The organism is Azotobacter bryophylli (assembly GCF_042643485.1).
Classification (GTDB): domain Bacteria; phylum Pseudomonadota; class Gammaproteobacteria; order Pseudomonadales; family Pseudomonadaceae; genus Azotobacter; species Azotobacter bryophylli.
Genome location: NZ_JBHRSJ010000012.1, coordinates 43,403 through 54,054, shown reverse-complemented (window position 1 = coordinate 54,054; position 10,652 = coordinate 43,403). Strand labels below are relative to the sequence as shown.

Annotated in this window: 12 protein-coding genes and 1 tRNA gene; 2 read left to right on the top strand and 11 right to left on the bottom strand. The window is 68.6% G+C overall.

Features of this window, described 5'->3' with window-relative positions; all coding sequences use genetic code 11:
• The first annotated feature begins 12 nt into the window (after positions 1 to 12).
• Positions 13 to 108, top strand: a tRNA-Sec gene (locus ACFOJE_RS06455).
• Here ACFOJE_RS06455 and ACFOJE_RS06450 read toward each other — a convergent pair.
• The 11 genes from ACFOJE_RS06450 to ACFOJE_RS06400 all read right to left on the bottom strand — a co-directional run bounded on the left by ACFOJE_RS06450 (position 93) and on the right by ACFOJE_RS06400 (position 9,223).
• Positions 93 to 725 (bottom strand): GrpB family protein, encoded by a 633-nt coding sequence (locus ACFOJE_RS06450; protein ID WP_377813467.1) that lies wholly within the window; start codon positions 723 to 725, stop codon positions 93 to 95. The genes ACFOJE_RS06455 and ACFOJE_RS06450 overlap by 16 nt on opposite strands.
• 219 nt (positions 726 to 944) lie before the next feature.
• Complete coding sequence (locus ACFOJE_RS06445) at positions 945 to 1,505, bottom strand: DUF4136 domain-containing protein (RefSeq protein WP_377813464.1); 561 nt, start codon at positions 1,503 to 1,505, stop codon at positions 945 to 947.
• A 35-nt stretch (positions 1,506 to 1,540) separates the two neighbouring features.
• Positions 1,541 to 2,161 carry a DUF4136 domain-containing protein gene (locus tag ACFOJE_RS06440; protein ID WP_377813463.1) on the bottom strand — a complete coding sequence of 207 codons (621 nt, stop codon included), beginning with the start codon at positions 2,159 to 2,161 and terminating at the stop codon, positions 1,541 to 1,543.
• 77 nt (positions 2,162 to 2,238) lie between these two features.
• The gene (locus tag ACFOJE_RS06435) at positions 2,239 to 3,009 is read right to left on the bottom strand and encodes a methyltransferase domain-containing protein (RefSeq protein ID WP_377813462.1); all 771 of its coding nucleotides are present in this window, start codon (positions 3,007 to 3,009) and stop codon (positions 2,239 to 2,241) included.
• The gene (locus ACFOJE_RS06430; RefSeq protein WP_377813461.1) at positions 3,006 to 3,311 is read right to left on the bottom strand and encodes a MazG-like family protein; all 306 of its coding nucleotides are present in this window, start codon (positions 3,309 to 3,311) and stop codon (positions 3,006 to 3,008) included. The genes ACFOJE_RS06435 and ACFOJE_RS06430 overlap by 4 nt, the downstream gene beginning before the upstream one ends.
• A 115-nt stretch (positions 3,312 to 3,426) precedes the next feature.
• Positions 3,427 to 3,597: a con-10 family general stress protein gene (locus ACFOJE_RS06425; RefSeq protein WP_377813460.1), complete on the bottom strand. Its 171-nt coding sequence runs from the start codon at positions 3,595 to 3,597 to the stop codon at positions 3,427 to 3,429.
• Between the two features lie 178 nt (positions 3,598 to 3,775).
• Entirely contained in the window at positions 3,776 to 5,152 is a 1,377-nt protein-coding gene (locus ACFOJE_RS06420; protein WP_377813459.1) for an alanine/glycine:cation symporter family protein, read from the bottom strand.
• A gap of 282 nt (positions 5,153 to 5,434) precedes the next feature.
• Complete coding sequence (locus ACFOJE_RS06415; protein ID WP_377813458.1) at positions 5,435 to 6,589, bottom strand: glutathionylspermidine synthase family protein; 1,155 nt, start codon at positions 6,587 to 6,589, stop codon at positions 5,435 to 5,437.
• Positions 6,589 to 7,128 carry a DUF1190 domain-containing protein gene (locus ACFOJE_RS06410; RefSeq protein ID WP_377813457.1) on the bottom strand — a complete coding sequence of 180 codons (540 nt, stop codon included), beginning with the start codon at positions 7,126 to 7,128 and terminating at the stop codon, positions 6,589 to 6,591. The genes ACFOJE_RS06415 and ACFOJE_RS06410 overlap by 1 nt, the downstream gene beginning before the upstream one ends.
• Positions 7,129 to 7,138: 10 nt before the next feature.
• Entirely contained in the window at positions 7,139 to 7,552 is a 414-nt protein-coding gene (locus ACFOJE_RS06405) for a DUF350 domain-containing protein (RefSeq protein WP_377813456.1), read from the bottom strand.
• Positions 7,553 to 7,699: 147 nt separating this feature from the next.
• On the bottom strand, positions 7,700 to 9,223 hold the full coding sequence (locus tag ACFOJE_RS06400) for an AhpA/YtjB family protein (RefSeq protein ID WP_377813455.1): 1,524 nt from the start codon (positions 9,221 to 9,223) through the stop codon (positions 7,700 to 7,702).
• Between the two features lie 173 nt (positions 9,224 to 9,396).
• Between ACFOJE_RS06400 and serB the strand changes: the two genes are divergently transcribed.
• The gene (gene serB, locus ACFOJE_RS06395; RefSeq protein ID WP_377813454.1) at positions 9,397 to 10,608 is read left to right on the top strand and encodes a phosphoserine phosphatase SerB; all 1,212 of its coding nucleotides are present in this window, start codon (positions 9,397 to 9,399) and stop codon (positions 10,606 to 10,608) included.
• Positions 10,609 to 10,652: the final 44 nt, after the last annotated feature.

Below are 10,652 nucleotides of genomic sequence, written 5' to 3'. Positions count from 1 at the left end.
CGCCAGAGTCGAGGAAGGCATTCGCGTCCGGTGGCGCGGCCGGGCTTCAAACCCGGTTGGGGACGGCAGCCGTTCCTGGGTAGGTTCGACTCCTACTGCCTTCCGCCATATCCCTGCGGTTGCGGCCCGCCCTGGTCGAAGCCGCTCACGTGACGGCTCTCGCTGCCGAGGAAGCGGCAGAGGGTGCGGGCGAAGAAGTCGCCCTTGCCGCGGGTATAGGCCTCGCGGTCGAGGGCATATTGGCTGGCCATGTGCCGCTTGAGCCGGGCGTAGGCTTCCACGTCCGCTGGATGGCAGCGCAGGTGGTCGCGGAACATCAGGTGCTTTTCCGCTTCGCTCAGGGTCAGCACGTGGACATGGTGGGTGCGCACTTGTGCTCCCGGCAGGCGGCCCTTGACGAAGAACATTCGCGGCGGCTGCAGGTTGTCGTGCCGCAGCAGATAGCCGCACTCCGCGAGCGGGGCGCGCAGTCGGCCCCAGTCGCAGCCGGGGGGCGGCAGCAGCATGATGTCGATGATCGGCTTGGCCGCCAGGCCGGGCACCGAGGTGCTGCCGAAATGCTCGATGCGCACCCCGTACAGGCCATGCCGCTCGAGCCGCAGGCCGAGGCGCCGTGCCTCGGCCCGGTAGTGCTGCGGCCAGTCGGCCTGGGGTTCGCAGATGCGGATCGGGTCTTCGATGAAGCGGTATCCGCCGTTCTGTCGGCGGATGGCGGGCTGGTGCATGGGTCCTCCTTGATCTCTTCGCTGTGCCGGACCTGGCGTTCGGGGCAGGGCTCCTCGTGGGCGGGGTGTGGGCGTGGGGACGCGTCCGGACCGTGCAGGCGGCTGCCCGTCCTGGGGCGGCAGGGGCTGTGGCCGTCGCGTAGGGGAAAAACTAGTGGCGGGTGCCGCACGGTGCCAGCGGATACTGTGTCCCGAGCCCCGCCGGGGCCTGCCGGCCGCTCAGCGGGGCGGGTACAGGGAGAGAACCCGGGCGACCGCCTCGCGGATGGCCTCGGTGCGCTCCTCCGGGCTGGCGTTGCCTCGGCGCACCACCTTCTCCGCGCTGCCGCGCCAGACCAGATTGCCGTCGTGCCCGTCGAGCAGGTTGATCAGCAGGGTGCCGACCTGGTAGTCGAAGGTGCGGGTTTCGCTGTAGGAGGGCATGCCCCAGTAGGGGTTCCAGGGGCTGCCCCAGTAGCCGCCGGAATAGTTGGTGACCTGGGTATGCCGCTGGTCGACGATCATCCACGCCTGCACCTTCAGATCGCCGACGCTGCCGGGCGGCGCCTGGCGCAGGCCGCGCTGTTCGAGCTGATCGGCGACGGCGGCGCGGACGCGCTGCTCGGTCAGGCTGCTGTCCAGGCGCGGGTCGTTGGGGCGGAACTGCACCGCCGGCTCCTGCCAGCTCCAGCTGCGGTAGGCGCCGAAATCCCGCGCCGGATCGAAGTCCCGCTCGATTCGGGTGCTCTGGCAGGCGGCCAGCAGGAGCATAAGCGGCAGCAGTAGCAGGCGGACGGACATGATGACTTCTCCGATTGCAGGACGGACGGTGTGATCTAGGGTGGGAAGCCTTCGAGGGCGCGACGGATCGCCTTGCGCAGGGGCTTGGCATGTTCGGCGCCGGCATCGCCGTCGTCGCTCTCGCCGTAGCCGCTCCAGACGCGCTGGCCGTCGGCGCCGTCGAACAGCTCGACGCGCACCACCAGCGCATCGTATTCGTAGTTGCGCACGATCGGCACACTGCCCCACAGCCCGTAGTCGTTCCAGTAGCGGCCGTAGCCGTAATAACCGCCCGGGTACGGGTAGGGATAGCCGTAGTAGTCGTCGTAGTACTGGCGGACCCGGTGCTCGAGGCTGACCGCGGCGGCGACCCGCAGATCCGCCCGGGCGCCCGCCTGCGCCGGGCGCAGGCCGCGCTGGTCGAGGGCGGCGCCGAGGGCTTCCTGGAACAGGGCCGGATCCACGTCGGCTCCGCCGCCCGGCGGGCGGTCGTCGAGCCAGGCCCAGTTGCGGTAGCGGGCGTAGTCCCGTGTCGGCGCCGGATAGGCGGAGCGGTCGAAGGTCGTGGCCGCGGCGGCGGGCGCCGGCGGCAGCGGCGCGGATTCGGCGCGGTAGGGGTTGGGGCTCTGGCAGGCGCCGAGTGCGAGGCAGAACGACAGCATGGCCAGGCGACGCATACGATCCCCATGACGTCCGGGTGTCTCGCTCAAGTATCGTCGCGCGCCCGGACCGACGGAAGTGACTGCTATCAAGCTTAGCAGACCGGACGGGGCCGGCAGAGCCAGTGCAGGTAGCGGCCGAGCCCTTGGAAGCCGGGATGGCGGCGGTAGGCCAGTTCCATCTCCAGCAGGTCGAGCAGCTCCGCCTTGGCCTGGAACTCCGCCGGCATGTAGTCGTGGAACACGCGCACGCCGCTGCGGCATTCGATGTGCCAGTTGGCGTTCATCTGCGCTTCCAGCTCGCGCGGGTCCAGCGGCCGCTGCGGGGTCAGGCTCTGCCCTTCGCCGGCGAATTCCTCGCGGCGCAGCTTGCGGAAGTGGCCCTTGAGCAGGTTGCGGTAGATCAGCGCGTCCTTGTTGTAGAAGGCCAGCGACAGCCAGCCGTCGGCGGCGGTGAGCTGGTGCAGCACCGGCAGAATGCTGTGCGGCTCGGCCAGCCATTCCAGCACCGCATGGCAGAGCACCAGGTCGTAGGGCGCGTCGAGCCGGCCGAGCAGTTCCTGCCAGGCGGCCTGCAGGAAGGTGGCCTGCAGTCCGGCCTCGGCGAAGCGCTGGCGGGCGCCCTCGAGCATCGGCGCGGCCGGCTCGGCCAGGGTCACCTGGTGGCCGTGCTGGGCCAGCCAGAGCGCCATGTGGCCGAGCCCGGCGCCGACGTCCAGCACCCGCAGCGGCCGCCCGGGCAGGACTTCGGCGAGGTCGGCCTGGAGCACGGCCAGGCGGATCGCGCCCTTGGCGCCGCCGTAGATCTTCTCGGCGAAGCGCACGGCGAGCTGGTCGAAATGGCGGTCTCCGGCTTGTCCCGTCATGGCTTGTAGCGCCGTTCGGTATCGGCCAGCTTGGCGCGCACCACCTCGTCCATGTCCAGGCCGAGCTCGGCGCAGAGCAGCAGGAGGTAGAGGACGACGTCGCCGATCTCCTGGCCGGCGTGGGCCAGCTGGTCGGCGGGCAGGTGGCGCGATTCGTCTTCGCCGAGCCACTGGAAGATCTCCACCAGCTCGGCCATCTCGACGCTGGCGGCCATGGTCAGGTTCTTCGGGCTGTGGAAACGGCGCCAGTCGTTGGCATCGCGAATGGCGTGCAGGCGGCGGGTGAGTTCGGTCAGGTCCATGCGGCACTCCTGGAGGGAGGCGCATAGCTTCGGCTGGAAGCCGGGGCGGTGCAAGTTCTGCGCAAGAAACGTCGTTACGAACGAAGGCGGGAGTCCGTCCCCGCCTGGACTGCGGTCAGTGCCGACCGCCTCCGTGGCTGTTCCTGCCACCTTTGCGGCCGGCTTCGGAGGCTTTCTGCGGGTCGTTGGCGAAGTTGCCGCCACTGTTGCGTCCGCCCTTGCGCCCGGCGGTGGATGCTCTTTCACGGTCATTGGCGAAGTTGCCCGGATTGGTGCTCTTGGTCATGCCGTTATCCTCGCGTGGATGGGGACCCGAGACCGAGGCGTCGCTCGGCCTGCCTGGATTCTGAATGAGGCGAGGCGGGGGAGTTCCGGATTTTCCGGCGAAGGGGCTGGTAGGGGATGGGCGGTCCGGGCGCTGCAGGCAGCGGGGAGCATCGCTGCCTGCGCGGGCGGACGTGGCGTCAGCGACCGTGGCCGAAGGCCAGGCCCTGCTGACGGCGCTCGGCGAAGTAGGCGTTGGTGACCTTGATCACCACCGGGCTGAGCAGCAGCAGCGAGATCAGGTTGGGAATCGCCATCAGGCCGTTGAGGGTGTCGGCGACCAGCCAGGCGAACTCCAGATGGGCGAGGGCGCCGAAGGGGATGGCCGCCACCCAGAGCACGCGGAACGGCAGGATCGAACGGGTGCCGGCGAGGTATTCCCAGCAGCGCTCGCCGTAGTAGCTCCAACCGAGGATGGTGGTGTAGCAGAAGATCACCAGGGCCAGCGCCAGCACGGAGTTGCCGATGCCGGGCATGGCGCTCTCGAAGGCCGCCGAGGACAGGGCCGCACCGCTCTGGCCGCTGTTCCAGAGGCCGGAGGTGAGGATGACCAGGGCGGTCATGCTGCAGATGACCAGCGTGTCGATAAAGGTCCCGAGCATGCCGATCAGGCCCGAGCGCACCGCGCAACTGGTGGTTCCGGCCGCCTGGGCGATGCCAGCGGTGCCGAGGCCCGCCTCGTTGGAGAAGATGCCGCGGGCGACGCCGTAGCGGATTGCCGCCATCACCGCCGCACCGGCGAAGCCGCCAGCGGCCGCCGCAGGACTGAAGGCGTGCTCGAAGATCAGCGCGAAGGCACCGGGAATGGCCTGGTAGTTGATGATCAGCACGCTGACCGAGGCGATGATGTAGCTGATGCACATGAAGGGCACCAGGGATTCGGCGACCTTGCCGATGCGTCGCACGCCGCCGAGGATCACCAGCCCGGTGATGGCCATGGTGACCACGCCGGTGACCCAGTCCGGCACGCCGAAGGCGACGTTGAGGGCGTCGGCCATGCTGTTGACCTGGACCATGTTGCCGATGCCGAAGCCGGCCAGTCCGCCGAACAGGGCGAAGGCTCCGCCCATCCAGGCCCACTTCCGGCCCAGGCCGTTCTTGATCGCGTACATCGGGCCGCCGACGTGCTCGCCGCGCTCGTCCTTCTCGCGGTAGTGCACCGCCAGCACCACTTCGCAGTACTTGGTGGCCATTCCGACCAGAGCCGTGCACCACATCCAGAACACCGCGCCGGGGCCGCCCAGGGCGATCGCCGTGGCCACGCCGGCGATGTTGCCGGTGCCGACGGTGGCGGCCAGGCAGGTCATCAGCGCCTGGAACGGGCTGATCTCGCCGCTCTCGTCGTCGCCTTTCTGGCGGCCCTGCCACAGCAGGCGGAAGCCGTTGGGAATGTTGCGCCAGGGCATGAACCTGAGGAAGAACAGCAGGAAGAGTCCGGTACCGAGGATCAGCACCAGCATCGGCGGGCCCCAGACCAGGGCATTGAGTCCATTGACCAGGGTGTTCAGAAAATCCATCGGCAACTCCGGTGTTTTGGTGGTTGACAGGCTGTCCATGGGGCTGCCGCGTGAGAGGGCAGCTCCCCGTGGTCGAAGCCGCCGCTTTCGGCCGGCCGGGCCACGATCGCCTGTCAGGTTTCCAAGCAGGATAGATGCCATCGGCCGCAATCAGGTAGAAAAAGCGGAACGGAGCCGCTCCGGCGCGGGGACGGCCGCCCGGCTGCCCCGTTGCGGTGCGCGTTCGTCGGCAGGATGGTGCGCAGCTTCCCGACCGGCGCGGGCGCGCCAGAGGCGGTCGCCTCAGTCGAGAATGAAGTGGGGCAGGAAGCGCGAGCTGTCCTGGGTGACCAGGGTGGCGTCCTCGCGGATGCCGATGCCGCAGGCCCGGTCGCCTACCACCCAGCTGCCGATCACCGGGTAGTGGCCGTCGAAGCAGGGCAGCGGGTGGCAGGCCTGGCGGATCGCCGGTCCGTCGTAGGGGCCGGGAACGGCGAGGCGCTGGCCATCCAGAGTGTGCAGCTGGACGTTGGCCCCTTCGCGGGAGAGCAGCGGCTTGCGTACCCAACCGGGGGGGAGGGTGGCGCCGGGGGCATCCTCGAAGTAGGCCGGAAGCAGGTTGGGATGGCCGGGGTGGCGCTCCCAGAGCAGGGCGAGGATGCCCTTGTTGCTCAGCACGGCTTTCCAGGGCGGCTCGATGAAGCGGGTGAAGGAGCGGCCGATGTGCTGGCCGAAATCCTCTTCCAGCATGAACTCCCAGGGATAGAGCTTGAACAGGGTGGGAATGTGCTGATCTTCCAGGTCGACGAAGCCGCCCAGGCGATCGAGGCCGATCGCTTCGATGTCGATATGCCGCGTCTCGTGGCCGGCCTGGTTGGCGATGTCGCGAAGGTAGTCCACCGTGCCGCGATCCTCCGGGGAGTCTCCGGCGCAGGCGAAATACAGCGGCTGCTGCACGGAGATCCCGGCGAAGCGCTCCATCAGGCATTCTTGGATTGAATTGAACTGATCTGCGGCGATCGGCAGCTCGCCGTTCTGCTGTTGCTGTTCCAGCCACAGCCACTGGAAGAAGGCCGCTTCGTAGAGCGCGGTCGGGGTGTCGTAGTTCAGCTCGAAGAGCTTGGCCGGCCCCCGACCGTCATAGGCCAGGTCCAGGCGTCCGTAGAGGTGCGGTTCGCGGCGGCTCCAGCTGGCGGCCAGCGGCTCGCGGAAGTGCTCCGGCACCCTGAGGCGGTCCAGCAGCTCCTCGCTGGCGACGATCTCCTCGACCAGCGCCAGGCTCATGGCGTGGATCTCCTCGGTCGGCGCCTCCAAGTCCACTTCGATCTGCTGCAAGCTGAAACGGTAGGCGGCTCGCTCGTCCCAGTAGGGCTGGCCGTCGATGGTATGGAAGCGAAAGCCTAGGCATTCCGCCTGGGCGAACCAGTCCGGCCGTTCGTGTTGGGGAATCCGTTGCATCAGCTGCCACAGTTCGAATAGCGGTAAGCGCCGGCGCCGAAGCCGCCACGGCTGACCAGAGGGGAGGCCGGGGTGCGGATGTCGGCCATGCTCACCTTGACCGGGCCTTCATGGTCGCCGATCCGCCTGTTGCAGGCGCTGCGCAGGTACTGGAGGTCGTCCTGCGCGCGGTACAGCGGCTGGCTGGTGAAGAGGCGGCCGTTGCCCCGGTTCGCCGCGTCCGGATATGGCTCGCGGCCGACCAGATAGCCGGCCACCGTCGCCCTGTGCTGGATGCCGGCTCCGGGAATGGGCTCGCAACCCCCGGCCCCGAAGTCCGCTTCGCACTCCTGCTGGTTCAGGTAGCGCGGCGCATGTCGCTGGTGGACCGACTCCGCCTGGGCGCGCTCCTGCTGGCAGACGCTGCCACTGAAGACGCCGGCGGCGATGCACGAGGCTTCGCTGCGGTAGAGGTAGCCCGGGTGGGACTGCCCGCAGCCGGCGAGCATCAGCGGGGTGCTGCCGACCAGTACCAGGCGCATGGCCTTGCTGCGTTTCATCGGGCGCTCCTCAGCCGTTCATGGCGGCGGCGTTGAGCACGCCGACCGAGACGGAGGAAAGGGCCACCAGGATGCCGCTGGCCATCTCGTTGTCGCCGATGCGTTGCCCCAGGCCGGGAATCAGCGCTCGCAGCAGGGCGAAGGTCAGCAGCTGGGCGATCAGCGCCACCAGTCCCCAGAGCAGGAAGTCCAGCAGGCTGACGGATTCGCGCATGGCGCTGGCCAGCGGCAGGACGAAGCCCAGCAGGCTGCCGCCGAAGGCCAGCGCGGCGGCCGGGACGTTGGTGCGGATCAGCTGCCATTCCTTGTGCGGGGTGAGGGCGGTGTAGATCAGGCCGAACAGCGCCAGCATCAGCAGGCCGGCGCCGAAATAGAGGGCGAAGGCCGGTACGCCGGCAAAGTAGAAGGCAAGGTCGTCTCGCACCGCGGTGCTCCCTGTGATGTCACTTGGCCGGCAAAGTAGCGGCGCACAGGGGGGAAGGCAACCGCGCAGCGGTCGACGAGGAGAGAATCGTGAAGAAGGTCACCTTTGCCGCGCCGGGGAGTCCTTCGGCGCGGCAAAGATCGGGGCTCAGGCGCTCGGGCGGGATTCGCGCAGACTTTCCAGCTGGCGTCCCTGGCGGGCGGCGTAGGGCTCCAGTAGACGTTCGATGCCGGCGGCGGTGCCCGTCGGCGTGGCGACCGGGCGGACCCGGGCCCGCTGGCGCACCTGCGGGTCGTCGCCGATCTCGTGATCCAGCAGCAGCTGGTTGCGGCTGTGCTGCGACAGGGTCAGGGCCTCCTGGACGCCTGTGCTGAGCAGGAGCTTGGCCTGGCTCAGGCCGAACAGGTTTTCGCCCCGGGTTTCGGAGAGCTGCAGTTGCAGGGTGACTCCGCTGTCCGCCGCCTCGCTTCGCAGGTCCTGGTGCAGCGCGCGCAACAGTTCGCCGCAGCAGAGGGCGTCGGCCAGGTAATCGTTGCCGATCTCGCGGCGATGGAACAGCAGCAGGCTGCTACCCTCGTTGAGCGGGTGCAGCTCGCCGCGGTATAGCTCGGCGGCTCGCTCCAGGCAGTCGCGGTGGCGCTGGCGCAGCTCCAGCAATTGCTCGCGGGGCAGCTTCCTGAGCTGCTCCAGCGGGCCGAGGTGGACCGCCAGGATCGCGCTTTCCCGGGCGTCCGGGATCGGCTGCGACGGTTGGGGGCCGGATACGGACGGCTCTTCGTCGAGATCGAAATCCTCGTCGAAATCGTGCTGCCGGGGTGCGCGGGCTTGGTGCGGCCGCGGGCGCTCGCCGATGGTCGGCAGGTCGAAGTCGTCGTCATCGCGACGGCTGGCCGCCAGCGGGGAGAGACGGGCGGGGGCCTCGTCGAGCGGCTCCTCGTCGGTTTCCGCGTCCTCGTCGAGCTCGTCGGTCTCCAGCTGTTCCGGCACCAGCATGGCCTGCAGCTGGCGCGCCAGATCGCCGATCTCGTCCTGGCGTCCTGCCGCGGGGGCAGGGGCTTCTGGGGCGCGCAGCCAGACTCGCAACTGTAGCAGCGGCGTGGAGATATGCCGCCCCAGGCGCAGGCTCAGGGCCAAGGTCGCGGCCAGCAGGATCAGGCTGAGCAGCCCCATGTTCTGCAGGCTGAGGGTCATCGGCAGCTGGAACTGCTGCATGTCCAGGCTGATGCGCAGGTGGCCGGCGATCACTTCCTGGAAGGTGATCGGCGCCGAGTAGAGGCCCGGCTCCTCGCCCAGCAGGTTCTGCTGCGGGCGCGAGCCCGATTCGGCGAGGATGCGGTTGTCCACGCTGTAGATCGCCGCGTGGGCGACCAGCGGGTTCTTCACCAGGTTGCTCAGCAGCACGTTGAGGCTGAGCAGATCGTTCGACACCAGCAGCTCGGTGGCTGAGGCGGCGGTCTGGCTGAGCAGGCTCTGGCCGAGGGCATCGGCCTGCTGCTGCATGGCGTGCTTGAACTGCATGGTGACCACCCAAGAGTAGACCAGCAGTGCGAGTATCACCAGCAGCAGGCTGTGGCAGACGACGCGCAGCACCAAGGGCACGCGGCGGTGGCGCAATGCGCGGAACAGTAGCAGAAAGAGGTTGTCGGGTCTGACGGACGCTGGCCGGTTCACAGATCTCGGCTCTTGATGGGGAGGGACGGGCAGTATACGGAAAGCCCGTGTCCCGCCGGAAGCAGCAAAGGCGTCGGCATGGAAAAACCCCGGGGTACTCCTGTCGCGGTGCTGCTGCGCTGGCTGCCGGGCCTGATAGAATGCGCGGCTTCTTCGCTTATGGGAGCTGCGCCTTGCGCGAGATTGTCCTGATCAATATCACCGGGGAGGACCGTCCCGGTCTGACCGCGGCCATTACCGGCGTGCTGGCCAAGTGCGGGGTGAACATCCTCGACATCGGCCAGGCGGTCATCCATGAAACCCTGTCGTTCGGCATCCTGGTGGAGATCCCGGCCCCCGGCAATGCCTCGGCACTGTTCAAGGACCTGCTGTTCGCCGCCCATCAGTTGAATCAGCAGGTGCGTTTCACCCCGGTTTCCGAAGTCGAATACCTGCAGTGGGTCGGCGGTCAGGGCCGGCCGCGCTACATCGTCACCCTGATGGCGCGCCAGGTGACCGCCGGACAGCTCGAGCGGGTCAGCTCGAGCATCGCCAGGCACGGGCTCGAGATCGAGCGCATCGACCGCCTCTCCGGGCGTCCGCCGCTGGACGCCCCGCCGGCCCGCAGCAAGGCCTGCATCGAGTTCTCCGTGCGCGGCGAGCCGGCCGATCCGGAGGCGCTGCGCGAGGAGCTCCTGCTCACCGCCCAGGAGCTGAACGTCGACATCGGTTTCCAGCGCGACAGCCTGTACCGCCGCAACCGCCGTCTGGCAGTGTTCGACATGGACTCGACGCTGATCGAGGCGGAGGTCATCGACGAACTGGCCAAGGCCGCTGGGATCGGTGACAAGGTCGCGGCCATCACCGAGCGGGCGATGCGCGGCGAGCTGGATTTCCGCGCCAGCTTCAAGGAGCGCCTGGCGCTGCTCAAGGGGCTTCCGGAAACCGTGCTGGCGGATATCGGCGCCTCCCTGCGCCTGACCGAGGGTGCCGAGGTGCTGTTCGCCGAGCTCAAGCGGCTGGGCTACAAGACCGCGATCCTGTCCGGCGGCTTCACCTATTTCGCCCGGCAGATCCAGCAGAAGCTGGGCATCGACTACGTGTTCGCCAACGAGCTGCAGATCGTCGACGGCCTGGTCACCGGCGTGGCGGTGGAGCCGATCGTCGACGGCCAGCGCAAGGCCGACCTGCTGCGCCAGCTGGCGCAGCAGGAAGGGCTGTCCCTGGAACAGACCATCGCCGTCGGCGACGGCGCCAACGACCTGCCGATGCTCGGCCTGGCCGGTCTCGGCGTGGCCTTCCGCGCCAAGCCTCTGGTCCGGCGCTCGGCTAGGCAGGCGATCACCAACCTCGGGCTGGACGGCATCCTCTATCTGATCGGCCATCGCGACCGCGACAGCCAATAACGCGTAAGCCCGGCTTGCCGGGGCGGCGGACGCCCCGGCGACCG